Source organism: Kribbella amoyensis (genome assembly GCF_007828865.1).
In the GTDB taxonomy this organism is placed as follows: domain Bacteria; phylum Actinomycetota; class Actinomycetes; order Propionibacteriales; family Kribbellaceae; genus Kribbella; species Kribbella amoyensis.
The window spans coordinates 2,740,193-2,755,715 of the sequence record NZ_VIVK01000001.1 but is presented as its reverse complement, the minus strand read 5'-3'; the positions used below and the strand labels follow the sequence as shown (position 1 = coordinate 2,755,715).

Sequence of the window (15,523 nt, the reverse complement as noted above, 5' to 3'; positions counted from 1 at the left end):
TCATGCCTTCCCGGGCTCGTCGCCGAGGGCCACCGGTACACCGACCAGCGAGCCCCACTCGGTCCACGAACCGTCGTAGTTCTTCACGTTCTCCTGACCGAGGATCTCGTGCAGCACGAACCAGGTGTGCGCCGAGCGCTCACCGATCCGGCAGTACGCGATCGTGTCCTTGCCGAAGTCGACGCCCGCGTCGGCGTACAGCTTCTGCAGTTCGTCGTCACCGCGGAAGGTGCCGTCGTCGTTGGCCGCCTTGCTCCACGGGATGTTCGCCGCGGTCGGGATGTGCCCGGCGCGCTGCGCCTGCTCCTGCGGCAGGTGGGCCGGGGCGAGCAGCCGGCCGGCGTACTCGTCGGGGCTGCGCACGTCGACCAGGTTCTTCACGCCGATGGCCTGGTTGACCTCGTCGCGGAAGGCGCGGATGTTCAGGTCCGGCTCCTGCGCGGTGTACTGGGTCGCCTCGCGCTTGACCACCTCGTCGGTGAGCTCGCGGCTGTCCAGCTCCCAGCGCTTGCGGCCGCCGTCGAGCAGCCGCACGTCACCGTGGCCGTACAGCTTGAAGTACCAGTACGCGTAGGCCGCGAACCAGTTGTTGTTGCCGCCGTAGAGCACGACGGTGTCGTCGTTGCCGACCCCGCGCTCGGACAGCAGGGCCTCGAACTGCTCCTTGTTGACGAAGTCGCGGCGGACCTGGTCCTGGAGGTCGTCCTTCCAGTCCAGCTTGATCGCACCGGCGATGTGGCCGGCGTCGTACGCCGAGACGTCCTCGTCGACCTCGATCAGCACGACACCGTCGTCGGCCTTGTGCTCCTCGACCCAGTCGGCCGAGACGAGAGCGGATTCCCTGCTCATGGTTGCTGCTCCTCAGGTGGTAGTAGCGGTGTGGGGCGTACGAATGCGTTGGATCAGCAGGTAGGCCTCGCAGCCCAGGCACAGCCCGACCGCCGCGTTCACGAACGCGGCGACCAGCGCGAAGCCGGTGGCGACGACACCGAGGATCCCGGCGCCGGTGAGGTAGCCGATCAGGCCGAGCACGGCGAACGCCAGCCCGACCAGCTGGGCGAAGCGCGGCGGCGCCGCGTCCTCCAACTCCTGCGGCGGACCCAACCGGGGCCGGACCAGCCGCTGGAAGATCTGGCCGTACGGCGACGCCTGCACGCCGAGCACGACCGAGATCGCGAACACCACGGCCTGGACCGCCAGTGGCCACGGGTTGTTCAGCACCAGGGTCAGCGCGAGCACGACCGTGGTGACAGCCGCGGCGAACCGGAGTCCGCGCGGATCTACCTGGGGTTTCGTTGCCGTCTCGTCGGACATGGCGACTCCCGGAAGGAGTGGTGATCGAGCGACCCGCCCGGGGCTGCGGGAGGCGGCGTGCTCCGAATCGTGCTCAGCTACCGATTCGGGAGCGCTCGAGACGCCGCCTGGTCAGGGGCGACGACACAGGGACGAGCGCATCCGGCAGTTGTCCACTGCCCTGCGCTTCGTCAGCCACGTCGTGTACGTCACGGCAACGAGACTACGGAAACGACGAACCGACGCCAGCCGTGGTCCCATCTACCGAGACAACTGATCACATCGCGGACGAGCTTGCGTTCTGCGACGATCTGCTGCCTGACCGTGCTCAGCGGCTCTTACTTGGGCCTGGAGCCGTGGCCGGGAGCGCCCGTGGCCGGGTCAGCGGCGGGGCTGGGGGCCGAGGACGACGTTGGTCTTGCCGACCTTGTCATGCAGCGCCTGCTTCTTGTCGTCCCACAGCGGCCAGAGCACGTCGAGCAGGCCGACCATGCTGAACAGGGTGCCGATCCCGGGGATCGCGCCGAGCAGTGACACCCCGGCGTACAGGCCGTACCGCTTGGCCACGGCAAGGCCGGGCGGCGGACCGGGGACCTCGCGCAGCCGGACGCTGATCCCGACTGCCTTCTTGCCGGGTGTCGCCCCGCTGCGGACCAGGAAGAAGTACTCGTAGGCGAAGTTGATCACCAGCGCGATCCCAGCGATCGGGAGGATCCACTGGTACACGTCCCACGGCAGCGTCGTCTCGAACGCGGGCGACTCCCCCGCGACGGCACGGTCGAACACGTCCCGCTGGTAGTCGGTCAGCGCGAGGACGTACTGGTACCAGAACCAGCCGCTGAACGGCAGGCTCACGACCATCACGATGAGCCCGTCGAGGATCCGTGCCCCGACCCGCTTCCACCACCCCGACAGCGGTACCCCGTCGGGCGTACTCGGCACCTGGGGCGCGTACCCGAAGCCGGCCTGGTACGGCGGCATCCCCGGCTGGCCCGCTCCGTACTGGGGTGCGCCGTACTGCTGTGGCGCTCCGTGCTGCGGTGCTCCGTACTGCTGGGGTCCGCCTGGTTGGGGTGCGCCGGGTTGGTGGCCGGGTTGGAAGGCGGGGCCCTGGTACGGGGCGGCGCCCGGGTAGACAAGCGGCGCGGCCGTGGCTCGTTCGGTCACGGGTGGTTCGGTGGGTTCGGCGGGACCGGGTCGCGGCCGCCGGTGCTCGGTCCAGGACGCACCGTCCCAGTACCGCTGCCCCTTGAGGTCGTTCGGGTCGTCGTACCAGCCAGCCGGAAAGTCCACCGGCAAAGCATCACGTATTCCCGTGTCACTACGCCAACCACGACCGCTTCCGGCCGCGTCATCGGACAGAAACTCACCGAGGCTGGTCGGCGAGACGACCCCAATCAGATCGGCGGGGGCAGAGCTTCGGGGTGTGCAGATCGCCCGTCGGATGCGTAGACCGCGTATCGGCAGGAGGGCCGGTACCCCGGTGCCGCCGAGTGAGGTCAGCTGGCCTGACGGTCGACGGCGGTGCCGAGGGCCGCGATCACCTCGGGCTTGCGGGCCTGGCCGCTGGCGCGCGTGACCACGGCGCCGGTGCTGTCCAGGACGAGCACGGTCGGGGTACGCAGGATGTCGAGGCGGCGGACCAGGTCGAGGTGCGACTCGGCGTCGATCTCGACGTGCCGGACGCCGTCCACCATCGACTCCACCTCGGCCAGCACCCGCCGAGTCGCCCGGCAGGGTGCGCAGAACGCGGACGAGAACTGCAGCAGCGTCGCCCGCTCGCCCAACTCCGCACCGATCTCGGCCGAGCTGACGCGATCCTCCACGAGCTCACTCCTCACCACCGGGGCGGCGCGGAACCGTCCGTCGTACCAGGTCTTCAGCACGCTCAGCAGCACCCCGGCAACCACCGCGGCGACGAGCACGACAATTCCTGGACTCACAACGAACCACAGTACGTCGCTGCACTTTCGGAGCACCCGGACCGTTCCACCCCTTGGACGGCACCGCGGAAAGGAGTACCTTCACAACCCCCTCGCCCCAGGGAGTAGTCATGCGTTCACGAATCGCACTCGCTCCGGCCCTCGCCTTCGCCCTCGCCGCTGTCCTCGCCCTGGTCGCCGCACCCGCGCCCCCGGTCCAGGCCGCGCCCGCCGCCACCGCGACGTACAACATCTGGGCCTGGAACGTGGCCGGCTGGAAGATGAACCGCGCCTCCACCACGAACGGCATGGTCAGCGGTGCCGTGGCGTCGATCGGGAATCGCGGCGCCCAGTTCGTCGTCTTCAACGAGCTGTGCTGGCAGCAGTACAAGGCGATCCAGAGCGGACTGCGCAACGCGGGCTGGCCGCAGGACGTGAACAACTTCTCCCGCTGGGAGCCGCAGACCTCGGCGAGCTGCAACGGCGAACCGTACGGCCTCGCGATCTTCAGCAAGGCCCCACTCGGTACCGCGGAGCGCCTGACCCTCGCCCAGGACGAGAGCCAGGAACAGCGCAAGCTTCTCTGCGCACCACTCGCCGCGCAGCCGAAGGTCCGGTTCTGCGGCACCCACATCACACCGTCGAACACAGTGATCAACGGCCGGAAGATCAACGAGACCCAACTCGGCCAGGTCCTCGCCCGGATCGAGAGCCACCACGCCGCCGGCGGCACCACGGTCATCGCCGGCGACTTCAACGCCCAACCGTCGTACGGCCGCCTGAACACCTGGTACGACGCGGCGCTGAGTACGCCCGACAACCCGGACAACACCGGCAACTACCGCGAACTCGACGACACCGACCCCCGCTGCCCCGGCTACGGCGAAGCCACCACCGAGAACAACATCCTCGGAAAATGCGGCCAAGCCTCGAAGATCGACCTCATCTTCATCCGCAAGAACAAGCTCACCCCGGGCTACACAAGCGACGCCCTAGCCATCTCCCAAGCCTGCGACGGCCCCTGCTCCGACCACCGCATCACCACCGGCACAGCCTCCATCACCTACTGAGGGGCATTCCGGGCTGTTGCCTACAACAACAAAGACTCGGGTTGGACGTGAGCGGCCGTCCGCGATGGCCGCTGGGCTGCGACACTTGGGGCGTGGAGGACGGGCTGAGGGTGCGCGCTGGGATCACGATCCCGGAGGCCGAGCTCGTGTGGCGGTTCTCCCGGTCCAGTGGGCCAGGTGGGCAGTCCGTGAACACCACCGACAGCCGGGTCGAACTCAGCTTCGACGTCGCTGCGACCACTGCGCTGAGCGAGACCCTTCGCACACGAGCCCTGGAGCGGCTGGCGTCGCGACTTGTCGACGGCGTCATCACCATCACCGCGTCCGAGCACCGGTCCCAATGGCGCAATCGGGAAGCCGCCCGCGAGCGGCTGGCCGTACTCCTGCGTGAAGCGATCGCGCCTCCGCCTCGTCCGCGCCGACCCACTCGACCCACCAAGGGCTCGGTGCGTCGGAGACTCGACGACAAGAAGCGCCGGGGCGAGACCAAGCGCCTCCGCAACCGCCCCTACGACTGACCGTGCGCTGCGGAATCAGCCGCCGGCGAAGGGCGGAAGGGCGTCCACCTGGGCGCCTTCGTGCAGGGCGGCGGTGAGGTCGACGCGCTCTCCGTCGAGGAGGAACGTGCAGATCCCGAGGACTCTCGCCAGCTCCGGACGGCCGGCGGAGACGGCGTCCACGAGCTCCTTCACCGAGTCCGCCGCAACGCTCGCGGTGGCCTCCCCCGCGGCGGCGCGCGCGGCGGCGAAGTACCTGATGGTGACTTCCGGCATGTGGGAGACGCCTCACTCGTCGACAATGACCTGACGTATTATGTCAGCTTGCTCTTCATTTTCAGTGTGTCTCGGGCCCCCGGCAATGACGCCGCAGGGGCCTGACGTGCATCAGGACCGGATCGCCGACCGCGGTTCCGACAACCAGCACAAGGAGACAGCGTGAGCACGTTGCTGCTGCTGACGAACGCGTTGCAGGCTTCCACCGAGGTACTGCCGTCGCTCGCCCTGCTGCCCCACCAGATCCGGATCCTGCCCTCCGAGGTCGCTGCCCTCGTGGACGCCCCCGACGCGGACGCCGTACTGCTCGACGCGCGCCGCGACCTGGTCACCGTCCGGAGCGTGTCCCGGCTGATCCGGACCACCGGCATCGACGTCCCGCTGATCCTCGTCGTCACCGAAGGCGGCCTCACCGCGGTGAACGCGGACTGGGGCGCCGACGACGTCCTGCTCGACACCGCCGGCCCGGCCGAGATCGAGGCCCGGCTCCGGCTCGTCATCGGCCGGCTGGCCGCCGCGAAGGACGAGGACCCCGACACCTCGCTGATCCGCAGCGGCGACGTGGTGATCGACGAGGCCTCGTACACCGCGAAGCTCAACGGCCGCGCGCTCGACCTCACGTACAAGGAGTTCGAGCTCTTCAAGTTCCTCGCCCAGCACCCGGGCCGCGTCTTCACCCGCGAGCAGCTCCTCCAGGAAGTCTGGGGCTACGACTACTTCGGCGGCACCCGGACGGTCGACGTGCACGTCCGCCGCCTGCGCGCCAAGCTCGGCCCCGAGCACGAATCCCTGATCGGCACGGTCCGCAACGTCGGCTACCGCTTCGTCGTCCCGCCCAGCAAAGAGCGCGAGACCGCCGACACGACCGTTTGACCTTCGCCGGAGCGGGGGATTTCCGGCCTGGACCGGTGACGCGAACGCCTTGGACCGCAGCGTCTCGAGGGTGCTACCTTGCGTATTCGCTTCATTCACGGAAGGTCACCGATGGCACACGCTGCCCAGACTTCGCACCGACGTGGTGGTGCTGCTCACGCCTCGCACCGGAGCGCTCCGTCCGACGGCCCGATCCGTACCCTCACCTGGCTCGGCCTGACCTTCGCGATGATCCTCGGCCTGGTCCTGTCCGGCCGTGACCACGTCGGCGTCCGGGCCGGTGCGCTCACGCTGCTGATCATGCTGATCCCGGTCACCCTCGGCGTGTTCGTCACCGCCTTCCGCCGCGGCTTCGGCTCCGGCGCCGCCGCCTTCCTCACCGCGGCAGCTTTCGCCCTCGTGGCGCTCAAGTTCCTGTTCTGAGCTCTCCAGCGGCCGGAACCCCGCCCCGAAAGCGACGCCCGGGCCACCGAGAAGCAGCCCGGGCGCGCGTCACGCAGTACCCGTCAGGAACCGATGCTGATGCGGTCGGTCGCCACCGGGGTGTACGGGTCGTGGGCGGTCAGGTAGCTGGAGAAGGCGTCGATGTCGAGACCGCCGAAGAACTTGTTCGTGGCCGTGGTGAAGGCCGGGAAGCCGTCACCGCCGTCGGACAGGAAGTTGTTCGTAACGATCCGGTACGTCGTGCCGTCGACCAGCGGCTGGCCCGCGATCTTGATCGAGCCGGCGACCACCTTCGAGCCCGGCGCGGCGGCCGGGTTCCAGGTGTAGGTGATGCCGGCGACCTGGAGGACCTTGTTCGCGGCCTGGTTCGGGCCGGAGAACTGCTGCTCCAGCAACGCCTTCAGCTGCGTCCCGGTCATGTCCATCGAGACCAGGTAGTTGTTGAACGGCTGCACCGTGAACGCGTGCCCGAACGTCACCGCGCCGCTGTCCGAGGCCAGGTCGGCGCGGATGCCGCCCGGGTTCATGAACGCGACCACCGGGGTCTTGCCGTCCGTCACCGTGGACGGGTCGGCGAGCTGCGCGTCGGCGATCAGGTTGCCCAGCGGCGACTCCTGCGAGTCGTCCGGCGTCCGCACCACCGACGGCGTGGTGATGTGGCCGATCACCTTGTTCTGGATCGGGGCGACGAAGGTCTGGTACTTCGTGATCAGCTTGCTGATCGCCGGGTCCTTCGGCACGTCCTGGGTGACGATCCGGTTGTTGGCCAGCGTGTTCAGCCGGTCGACGTCCTTGGTCTTGTTGTCGATGCTCAGCCGCACCTCGGTGACGACCTTGCCGAACGAGGACGCGCTGGTGACCAGGCGCGGCTTGCCGGCCGGGTCGTTGATCGAGCAGTTGTACGCCTGGTGGGTGTGGCCGGAGACGATCGCGTCGATCGCCGGGTCCAGGTTCTTGGCGATCTCGGTGATCGGGCCGGAGATCCCCGGGCAGCTGTTGAAGGCGCGCGGGTCGCTCGGCAGGCCGCCCTCGTGCAGCAGCACCACGATCGACTCGATGCCCTGCTTGCGCAGCTTCGGCACCAGCGCGTTCGCGGTCGCCACCTCGTCGGTGAACGACAGCCCCTCGACGCCGGCCTTGGTGACGATGTTCGGGGTGTCCTCGAGAGTCATCCCGATGAAGGCGATCTTCTGCCCGTTCTTGAACTTCTTCACCGTGTACGGGTCGAGCAGGGTGCGCTGGGTGTTCTCGAAGAACACGTTCGCCGACAGGTAGTCGAACTTGGCGCCCTTGAACTTGGCCTTCGGGTCCGGGCAGGAGTTCTGGTTGTTCTGCCCGTCGCCGTCGTTCAGACAGCCACCGGTCTGCATCCGGAGCAGCTCGTGCCAGCCCTCGTCGAACTCGTGGTTGCCGACCGACGCGGCGTCCAGGCCCATCGCGTTCATCGCCTCGATGGTCGGCTCGTCGTGGAACGCGGCCGACAGCAACGGCGAGGCGCCGATCAGGTCACCCGCGGCGACCGTCACGGACTCCTGCCCCTGCGCCTCCGCGCCCGCACGCAGCTGCCGCAGGTGGGTCGCGAGGTACTCCGCGCCACCGGCCGGCGTGCCGTTGACGTTGCCGCTGGAACTGGTCGCCGGGTTGGGCGCGAGGTTCCCGTGGAAGTCGTTGAGTGCGAGCAGCTGGATCTGGGTGTGCGTCGGCTTGGGTTTCGCCGTCGCCGCCTGGGTCACGGTTCCCCCCGTGGCCAAGCCGAGCGCCACAGCGGCACCGGCGGCCAGCAGGCCAATGGCCCGTGGTCTCCGCAGCCACTTCCTGTCTCGTCCTGTGAAGGCCATGTCTACTCCGTCGTCGGTTCGGTACCGCGGGTGTGCGGTTCCGGCAAGCTATCCGACGCGGCGCGCCCTCTCCAAGGTCTCGACCATGAACTCGACAGGACCTTTTACGGTACTCATGTGACCCTCGAAGCCGTTCCCTCACCGTTGCCCTCGGCCACCGCCGCCGCCGTCACCGAACTCGCCCGCCTGGCCGCACAGAGCGACGGCGTGAACCCGTTGTCCGAGCAAACCCTCCTGCACCTGGACGGCGAACACCACGGTGACCTGCACGTCCTGGCGTACGCGGGCGACCCCGGCACCCTCGAAGTCTCCGGCCTGCAGACCGCCGAGAACCTGATCGGCTACGCGTACCTGGGCCCCGACGGCTCCGCCGAACTCGTGGTCGCACCCCACGCGAGACGGCACGGCACCGGTACCGCGCTCCTCCGTCTCCTCCAGGACCACGGAGGTTCCCGCCTGAAGGTCTGGGCCCATGGCCGCCTCCCCGGCTCCGACGAACTGGCGACCCGCCTCGGCCTCGTAGTGACCCGCGAGCTCTACTTCCTCCGCCGTGAAGCCGCACCCCTCCCCGAACCGACCTGGCCGGACGGCATCGAGGTACGCACGTTCGTCCCGGGCGAGGACGACGCGGCCTGGCTCGCGGTCAACGCCAGCGCCTTCGCCACCCACCCGGAGCAAGGAAGCTGGACCCACTCCGACCTGGCGGACCGCCTCCACCAACCGTGGTTCGACGCGGCCGGCTTCTTCCTCGCCGTCGACGCGAGGACAGGCGATGTGGCCGGCTTCCACTGGACCAAGGTCGAAGAGGGCGTCGGAGAGGTGTACGTGGTCGGTGTCGCCCCGCAGTACCAGGGCACCGGACTGGGCAAGGCCCTCACCCTGAAAGGCCTCCATCACCTGCAAGAAGACCGAGCCCTGGACGCGGTCGTGCTGTATGTGGACGGGACCAACACGGCGGCCCGAGCTCTGTACGAAAAGCTCGGATTCGCAACCGCAAACCTGGACGTCCAGTTCGCCCCGACGCAGGCGTGAGCGCCATCACAACCAAACAACCCCAAGAACCAGCGTCATAAACCGCCCCCACCCCCGTCCCACCAGCAACCAGGAGCCGTCCGAGCCTCTCACCCCCCAGCCGGGCGGCTCCTGGCCCCAGCACTTATCCACAACCCCAACCCACCGCACCCCGTCCCCAGTTACGATCAGTCCCGACTACGGAGGGCTGACAAACGTGACTAACCGCAACCGCCTCAAACTGCTGATGACAGCATCATTGGCCGTGGCAGGCCTGACCGCCTGCACTTCCTCCAGCCCAGAGGCGGGCCGCCCGGATACTGCTGCGCCGTCCACGGCAGCAAGCTCTGCCTCCGCCAGTACCCCGGTGACAAAGTCCCCTGGTAAGCCGCCTGAGCGCCCTGCGGCGGCCCAAGGATTGTCGCTGGCAGCCGCCGAGGCGTTCGTTCGCTACTACAGCGACCTGATGAATTATTCGTCGGACAGCGGCGACGTATCCGCGATGCTGGGCGCCAGCGACGCGGGCTGTGAGGCATGCAAGGCGTACGCCGATTTCGTGAAGAAGTCGAACGCGGCCAATGGTCTGCTGACTGGTGACTACTACGAACACGTCACCGAGGTCTCCGAGCTCGTTCGAGGCGCTAACGGCAGACTCGGGGGCTCGGCTGTAGTCACCATTGGAAAGTACGTGAGCCGCGACAAGCCGTCCGCGAGCCCGTTTACGACCCCAGCAACGACTTACACCCGCGAGGTCGCGCTTTCGGCGCAGGGCGGAAGCTGGGTTATGTACGAGCTGAGGCAAGAGGCGCAATGAGGACGAAGATCTGCCTTTCGGTCCCCGTAGCGCTGGCAATCGGCGCAACGTGCGGCGCTGTCGTCCTCGTATGTGCGATTGTCGCGTCCGCGGTCCCTGCCGCACACGGCGCGGTCTCAGGTTTGCCCGCCGCTGCCGCGACTACGTCCCCCAAGGTTGTTGTCAAGCCGACCAGAGAGGGCGTCGTGGCTGACGCACAGCGTCGGACTGAGAGCCGGTTCAACCGTAAAGGTCAGCAGAACAAGGCGCAGGTGACCAAGACGGCAGCCGCGAAGGAAGCGAAGCCGGAGCGGATGACGCCACGAACTCTGACGAAGTTCACCCCAAGCGGAGATCTCAGACTGAACATCGGGATCTGCGGGCGAGTAGGCCCCGACGGCACAACGCCGGGTCCGACCCGTTGCCAACCGTACGAACCGGACCAGCCGCAGGAGCCAACTCCGACGACAGCGGTCGTCCCGCGTCCGCGGCCTGAAGACGTGACGTGGGAACAGGTTCTAACCGCATCCAAGGCGGTCGCTTTCCCCGGCCTTGGCGTCAAGGTCCAGCCGTCCGGGCGAACGCTCGTGAACTTGGCAACGATCGTCTACACCGATCGGGGCCAGGTCACGATGGCAACAGTCGAACTCCTCGGATTCCCCGTTGTGGTCGAGGCGACGCCGGTCAGCTATACGTGGAGCTTCGGGGATGGGAAGACGCTGACGACCACCACGCCGGGGCGGCCTCATCCAGCCAAGGACATCACCCACAAGTACCTGAAACGGGCGGCCGTCAGCGTGCGGCTGACCACCAACTACGCGGCGCGGTTCAACGTTGCCGGTACTGGGTGGCAGTACGTGGATGGGACCGTACCGATCACGGGTCCCGGTACTCCGCTGCAGGTGCGGGAAGCCGTTCCGGTACTGGTTGAGCCGTCGAACTGAACGGATGACTGACCAAGGTACGACGGGCGCGGTTGTCCGGCGGAGCGTTGCCCAGCTTCTCGCGACCCTCGCAGTCTGTGCCCTGGCCAGCTGCTCGGATGACGAATCGGGTTCCAGCGATTCCCGAGCGGCCGCGTCGACCACGGACACACCCGCTGCGGCGCCGACGGCCGATCCCACGAAAGTTCAGCCGCCCGTGCGGCCAGGTGCAGCTCACGGTCTGTCTCTAGCTGCAGGTACTGCGTTTGTCCGCTATTACACAGACCTCTTGAACTATTCGTCCGAGACCGGTGACACGCGTCCGATGTTGGCCGAGAGCGATCCAGGATGCAGGCGCTGTCGGCTGTACGCGGACTTCGTGGTCAGAACCAACGCACGGAACAACGGCCTGGTCGGCGACTATCGCGAGCGGATCGGTGAGCCCAAGCTGAAGCTAGGCACCACCGGCCGGCTAGGCGGTTCGGTGACCGTCGCCGTCGGCGCCTACTCCAGCAAGGCAACCGGCGATTCCGAGGCTGTTTCGCATCGACCCGAAACCTTCGTGCGTCAGTTCGCACTGTCGCCCGTGGCTGGCCGCTGGATCATGTATGAGATGAAGCTGATTCGCCAATGATTCGTGTTGGCTTGCTCTTCCAGGCACCGGCATTGCGTCGTCTGTCCAGATCGGTACTCCTGACTGCGGCAAAGGCCGTCAGCTTGCTCATGATTGTTTGCATCCCGATGTCCTGTACGAATGCTCCGGCCGACTCCCAGGTTTCTGGTACTCCGTCGGCCGCGGCCGGCTCCTCCCAAGCTGCTGTGACGCCACCGAGTCGGCCGGGAGCAGCCGTAGGACTCGCGATGCCCGCCGCTGAGGCGTTCGTTGGGTATTACGTTCAGTTGCTGAATCACGCTTACGCGACCGGTGACGTGGATCCGCTGCTTGCCGCGAGCGACGAAGGTTGCCTTGGGTGCGCTGGTACTGCCGACTATCTGAAGACGACCAATGGCAGCAACGGTGGTCTCTCGGGGGATTACGTGGACCACCTCGTCGCCGTGGACGGCCTCTTCACAGGCTCGTCCGGTCGAGTTGGTGGGACTGTGAGGATCCGGACGGGCGACTACACCGAGCGGACGGCCCCGACTGCCGCGCCCGTGCGCAGGCGATCATCCACCCAGACCTGGCGGTTTACCCTGTCGGCCGCCAACGGCAACTGGGTGATGTACGAGGTCGAAGTCGAGGAATGACGAACGCCCGACCTCACTCTGGGTTGAGTGCTTGTTTCAGGGCTTGGGCTATGCGGAGTTGGGCTGCTCTGGTTTCGCCGCCCAGGGCGAGGATGTTGGCGAAGCCGTGGAGCATGGCTGGTTCGTTCTGGTGGGTTGTGGGGGTGCCGGCTCTGGTCAGGTGGGTGGCGTAGTCGGCTCCTTCGTCTCGGAGGGGGTCGAAGCCGGCTGTGACGATGTGGGCGGGGGCCAGGTTCTCGCCGGGGCCGTGGATCGGGGAGACGATGGGGTCGGGGCGGAGCTCGGGGTCTGGGGTGTAGTGGTCGCGGTACCAGATGATGTCTTCTTCGGTGAGGAAGAAGCCTTCGGCGAAGAGGTCTCGGGAGGGGCGGCGGGCGGCCAGGTCGACGGCTGGGTAGATGAGGAGCTGGAAGGCCGGGGCCGGGAGGTTGCGGAGTACGCACTGCTGGGCGACCACGGCGGCCAGGTTGCCGCCTGAGCTGTCGCCGCCGACGGCGATCTTGGCGGGGTCGACGGTCAGGTCGGCGGCGTGTTCGGCGGCCCAGGTGAACGCGGCGATGGCGTCTTCGGCGGCTACCGGGGCTTCGGCTTCGGGGGCTCGGCGGTAGTCGACGCTGAGGATGCGGGTCTGCGCCTCGACGGCCAGGTCACGGCAGTACGCGTCGTGCGTCTCCAGGTCGCCGACGACCCAGCCGCCGCCGTGGAAGAAGACCAGCAGGCCGTCGCCCGCATCCCGGGGAACGTAGAGGCGGGCGCCGAGCTGGCCGTCGGCGCCGCGGACGGTCAGGTCGGTGACGCGGTGGACCTCGCGGGGGCGGCCGGCGACCAGCTTGGTCAGGGTGAGCAGGTTGGCGCGGGCGGACTCGACGGACTGCTTCTTGCCGGTTCCGGGCAGCAGGGCCTCGATCCGCATCAGGAGCCGCAGATCGGGGTCGAGGACGTTGCCGTCGATCTGGATCGGGGCCCCGGCGAGGCGGCGGCGGACGGCCGGTGGGAGCGCGGTGATCGGGCGCAGAGCGGTGCCCTGGACCGCGCCCACGGCGTTACCGAGGGTCGACCGCAGCAGCGAATCCAGTCGTCGGTTCACAGGGAGTGACGCTAGCAACAATGGCTGCCTTCGTGCTGACATGCCTGCCGCAACCTACAGTTCACCAAACAATGCGATGCTGGACGACGTGGCTGGAGACTTGTTGGCGTCGCACAACCGGGAATACGACGTCGAGCCCCCGTACGACATCGCGGAGGCCGGCGATCTGCCGATGGACCGGTTCTCGGATCGTGAGCTGAGCTGGCTCGCGTTCAACCAGCGAGTGCTCGAACTGGCCGAGAACGACCGGGTCCCGTTGCTGGAGCGGGCCAAGTTCCTGGCCATCTTCGCGAGCAACCTGGACGAGTTCTACATGGTCCGGATCGCGGGTCTGAAACGGCGGATCGCGGCCGGGGTGGCCGTCCGGTCCGCCAGTGGGCTGCTGCCGCGCGAAGTGCTCGAGCGCAGTCTCAGCCGCAGCCGCGAGCTGATGGACCGGCAGGCCGAGACCTGGCGGAAGGTGGTGCAGCCGGCGCTGGTCGAGGTCGGCATCGACATCCTGCGCTGGGACGAGCTGGAGCAGACCGAGCGGGACGAGATGACCCGGTTCTTCCGGGAACGCGTCTTCCCCGTACTGACACCGCTCGCCGTCGACCCGTCGCATCCGTTCCCGTACATCTCCGGCCTCTCGCTCAACCTGGCCGTGGTGGTCCGCAACCCCGACACCGGCGGCGAGCACTTCGCCCGGGTCAAGGTACCGCCGCTGCTGCCGCGGTTCGTCCAGGTCGCCGAGGGCCGGTTCGTCCCGCTCGAGGACGTCATCGCGACCCACCTGGGCCAGCTGTTCCCGGGCATGGAGGTCACCCAGCACCACACCTTCCGGGTCACCCGCAACGAGGACCTGGAGGTCGAGGAGGACGATGCGGAGAACCTGCTCGCCGCCCTCGAGAAGGAGCTGCTGCGGCGCCGGTTCGGTCCGCCGGTCCGGCTCGAGGTGGAGGAGTCGATCGACCCGCAGGTCCGGGCGCTGCTGCTGTCCGAGCTCGGGGTGACCGAGTCCGAGGTGTTCGAGCTGCCCGGCCCGCTGGACCTGCGCGGCCTGTTCGACATCGCCTCGCTGGACCGGGCCGAGCTGAAGTACCCTGGGTTCGTCCCGTCGACGCACCCGCACCTGGCCGAGGTGGAGACCTCGAACCCGGCCGACATGTTCCACGCGCTCAAGCAGCGCGACGTGCTCGTGCACCACCCGTACGACTCGTTCTCCACGTCGGTGCAGCGGTTCATCGAGCAGGCCGCGGCCGACCCGCACGTGCTGGCGATCAAGCAGACGTTGTACCGGACCAGCGGTGACTCGCCGATCGTGGACGCGCTGATCGACGCGGCCGAGGCGGGCAAGCAGGTCCTGGTCCTGGTCGAGATCCAGGCCCGGTTCGACGAGCAGGCGAACATCAAGTGGGCCCGTCAGCTGGAGCACGCGGGCTGCCACGTGGTGTACGGCGTGATCGGGCTGAAGACGCACTGCAAGTTGTCGATGGTGGTCCGCGACGAGCCGGACGGGCTGCGCCGCTACGTTCACATCGGCACCGGGAACTACCACCCGAAGACGGCCCGGATGTACGAGGACCTCGGCCTGCTGACCAGCGACACCGCGGTCACCGAGGACGTGGCCCACCTGTTCAACCACCTGTCCGGCTTCGCCCGCACCACCGGGTACCGCCGGCTCCTGGTCGCGCCGCAGTCGGTACGCCGGGGTCTGGTCGACCGGATCGAGCGGGAGATCCAGCACCATCTCGCCGGGCGCCCGGCCCGGGTCCGGATCAAGGTGAACAGCCTGGTCGACGAGGCCACCTGCGACGCCCTGTACCGCGCGTCCCAGGCCGGCGTCCAGGTCGATCTGTGGATCCGCGGCATCTGCACGATCCGGCCCGGGGTTCCGGGGATGTCGGACAGCATCCGGGTCCGCAGCATCCTCGGCCGGTTCCTGGAGCACAGCCGCGTCTTCTGGTTCGAGAACGGTGGTGAGCCGGAGGTGTGGATCGGCTCGGCGGACCTGATGCACCGCAACCTGGACCGCCGGGTCGAGGTGCTCGTCCAGCTCCGCGAACCGGACCACGTCGCCGAGCTGCGGGAGCTGTTCGACCTCGGGTTCGACGAGCGCACCGGGTCCTGGTGGCTGCTGCCGGACGACACCTGGGAGGCCAAGCTGACCGGGCCCGACGGCGAACCGCTGCGCGATCTGCAGGAACGGCTGATCGCTACGCGTGGCCGCCGCCGGCAGACGGACCCGATCACCTAAGGTCGGGCTGTA

17 protein-coding genes are annotated in these 15,523 nt (G+C 68.0%); 10 read left to right on the top strand and 7 right to left on the bottom strand.

Annotated elements, in window-relative coordinates; translation table 11 throughout:
- The 4 genes from FB561_RS13110 to FB561_RS13095 all read right to left on the bottom strand — a co-directional run bounded on the left by FB561_RS13110 (nt 1) and on the right by FB561_RS13095 (nt 3,236).
- Nucleotides 1–849 carry a sulfurtransferase gene (locus tag FB561_RS13110; RefSeq protein WP_145806444.1) on the bottom strand — a complete coding sequence of 283 codons (849 nt, stop codon included), beginning with the start codon at nt 847–849 and terminating at the stop codon, nt 1–3.
- 12 nt (nt 850–861) lie between these two features.
- Entirely contained in the window at nt 862–1,314 is a 453-nt protein-coding gene (locus FB561_RS13105) for a DUF4395 domain-containing protein (protein WP_145806442.1), read from the bottom strand.
- Nucleotides 1,315–1,674: 360 nt separating this feature from the next.
- A complete protein-coding gene (locus FB561_RS13100; RefSeq protein ID WP_145806440.1) occupies nt 1,675–2,586 on the bottom strand; it encodes an RDD family protein in 912 nt (303 codons plus the stop codon).
- A 206-nt stretch (nt 2,587–2,792) separates the two neighbouring features.
- Nucleotides 2,793–3,236, bottom strand: coding sequence for a TlpA family protein disulfide reductase (locus FB561_RS13095; RefSeq protein ID WP_202880602.1), 444 nt, complete (start codon nt 3,234–3,236; stop codon nt 2,793–2,795).
- A gap of 110 nt (nt 3,237–3,346) precedes the next feature.
- Here FB561_RS13095 and FB561_RS13090 point away from each other — a divergent pair, with 110 nt between their 5' ends.
- Both FB561_RS13090 and arfB read left to right on the top strand, forming a co-directional pair.
- Nucleotides 3,347–4,285, top strand: a complete 939-nt coding sequence (locus FB561_RS13090) for an endonuclease/exonuclease/phosphatase family protein (RefSeq protein ID WP_145806438.1) — start codon at nt 3,347–3,349, stop codon at nt 4,283–4,285.
- Nucleotides 4,286–4,377: 92 nt separating this feature from the next.
- Complete coding sequence (gene arfB, locus FB561_RS13085; RefSeq protein WP_145806436.1) at nt 4,378–4,803, top strand: alternative ribosome rescue aminoacyl-tRNA hydrolase ArfB; 426 nt, start codon at nt 4,378–4,380, stop codon at nt 4,801–4,803.
- A gap of 15 nt (nt 4,804–4,818) precedes the next feature.
- On the opposite strand, the gene FB561_RS13080 is transcribed toward arfB, so the two are convergent.
- Nucleotides 4,819–5,058: a MoaD/ThiS family protein gene (locus tag FB561_RS13080; protein ID WP_145806434.1), complete on the bottom strand. Its 240-nt coding sequence runs from the start codon at nt 5,056–5,058 to the stop codon at nt 4,819–4,821.
- A gap of 162 nt (nt 5,059–5,220) precedes the next feature.
- On the opposite strand from FB561_RS13080, the gene FB561_RS13075 reads away from it, so the two are divergent.
- Nucleotides 5,221–5,931, top strand: coding sequence for a response regulator transcription factor (locus FB561_RS13075; RefSeq protein ID WP_145806432.1), 711 nt, complete (start codon nt 5,221–5,223; stop codon nt 5,929–5,931).
- 111 nt (nt 5,932–6,042) lie between these two features.
- The gene (locus FB561_RS13070; protein ID WP_145806431.1) at nt 6,043–6,354 is read left to right on the top strand and encodes a hypothetical protein; all 312 of its coding nucleotides are present in this window, start codon (nt 6,043–6,045) and stop codon (nt 6,352–6,354) included.
- Between the two features lie 83 nt (nt 6,355–6,437).
- Here the strand turns inward: FB561_RS13070 and FB561_RS13065 are convergent, their stop codons facing one another.
- On the bottom strand, nt 6,438–8,108 hold the full coding sequence (locus FB561_RS13065; RefSeq protein ID WP_238334795.1) for a bifunctional metallophosphatase/5'-nucleotidase: 1,671 nt from the start codon (nt 8,106–8,108) through the stop codon (nt 6,438–6,440).
- A gap of 222 nt (nt 8,109–8,330) precedes the next feature.
- On the opposite strand from FB561_RS13065, the gene mshD reads away from it, so the two are divergent.
- The 5 genes from mshD (at nt 8,331) to FB561_RS13040 (ending at nt 12,188) form a co-directional block, all read left to right on the top strand.
- Nucleotides 8,331–9,245, top strand: a complete 915-nt coding sequence (mshD, locus tag FB561_RS13060) for a mycothiol synthase (RefSeq protein WP_145806427.1) — start codon at nt 8,331–8,333, stop codon at nt 9,243–9,245.
- Nucleotides 9,246–9,441: 196 nt separating this feature from the next.
- A complete protein-coding gene (locus FB561_RS13055; protein ID WP_145806425.1) occupies nt 9,442–10,038 on the top strand; it encodes a DUF6318 family protein in 597 nt (198 codons plus the stop codon).
- A gap of 185 nt (nt 10,039–10,223) precedes the next feature.
- Nucleotides 10,224–10,961 (top strand): PKD domain-containing protein, encoded by a 738-nt coding sequence (locus tag FB561_RS13050; RefSeq protein WP_145806423.1) that lies wholly within the window; start codon nt 10,224–10,226, stop codon nt 10,959–10,961.
- Nucleotides 10,879–11,574: a DUF6318 family protein gene (locus FB561_RS38590; RefSeq protein WP_337692305.1), complete on the top strand. Its 696-nt coding sequence runs from the start codon at nt 10,879–10,881 to the stop codon at nt 11,572–11,574. Before FB561_RS13050 ends, FB561_RS38590 begins: the two co-directional genes overlap by 83 nt.
- Nucleotides 11,571–12,188, top strand: a complete 618-nt coding sequence (locus tag FB561_RS13040) for a DUF6318 family protein (protein ID WP_337692304.1) — start codon at nt 11,571–11,573, stop codon at nt 12,186–12,188. The genes FB561_RS38590 and FB561_RS13040 overlap by 4 nt, the downstream gene beginning before the upstream one ends.
- 13 nt (nt 12,189–12,201) lie before the next feature.
- On the opposite strand, the gene FB561_RS13035 is transcribed toward FB561_RS13040, so the two are convergent.
- Nucleotides 12,202–13,275, bottom strand: a complete 1,074-nt coding sequence (locus FB561_RS13035; protein ID WP_238334793.1) for an alpha/beta hydrolase — start codon at nt 13,273–13,275, stop codon at nt 12,202–12,204.
- A 76-nt stretch (nt 13,276–13,351) separates the two neighbouring features.
- Between FB561_RS13035 and FB561_RS13030 the strand changes: the two genes are divergently transcribed.
- Entirely contained in the window at nt 13,352–15,511 is a 2,160-nt protein-coding gene (locus FB561_RS13030) for an RNA degradosome polyphosphate kinase (protein WP_145806417.1), read from the top strand.
- Nucleotides 15,512–15,523 lie beyond the last annotated feature (12 nt).

Bases quoted from the DNA above. Each gene is read 5' to 3' on its own strand.
- FB561_RS13110 (WP_145806444.1), bottom strand. From the start codon at position 849: ATGAGCAGGGAATCCGCTCTCGTCTCGGCCGACTGGGTCGAGGAGCAC.
- FB561_RS13105 (WP_145806442.1), bottom strand. From the start codon at position 1,314: ATGTCCGACGAGACGGCAACGAAACCCCAGGTAGATCCGCGCGGACTC.
- FB561_RS13090 (WP_145806438.1), top strand. From the start codon at position 3,347: ATGCGTTCACGAATCGCACTCGCTCCGGCCCTCGCCTTCGCCCTCGCC.
- FB561_RS13080 (WP_145806434.1), bottom strand. From the start codon at position 5,058: ATGCCGGAAGTCACCATCAGGTACTTCGCCGCCGCGCGCGCCGCCGCG.
- FB561_RS13070 (WP_145806431.1), top strand. From the start codon at position 6,043: ATGGCACACGCTGCCCAGACTTCGCACCGACGTGGTGGTGCTGCTCAC.
- FB561_RS38590 (WP_337692305.1), top strand. From the start codon at position 10,879: ATGGGACCGTACCGATCACGGGTCCCGGTACTCCGCTGCAGGTGCGGG.
- FB561_RS13040 (WP_337692304.1), top strand. From the start codon at position 11,571: ATGATTCGTGTTGGCTTGCTCTTCCAGGCACCGGCATTGCGTCGTCTG.
- FB561_RS13030 (WP_145806417.1), top strand. From the start codon at position 13,352: ATGCTGGACGACGTGGCTGGAGACTTGTTGGCGTCGCACAACCGGGAA.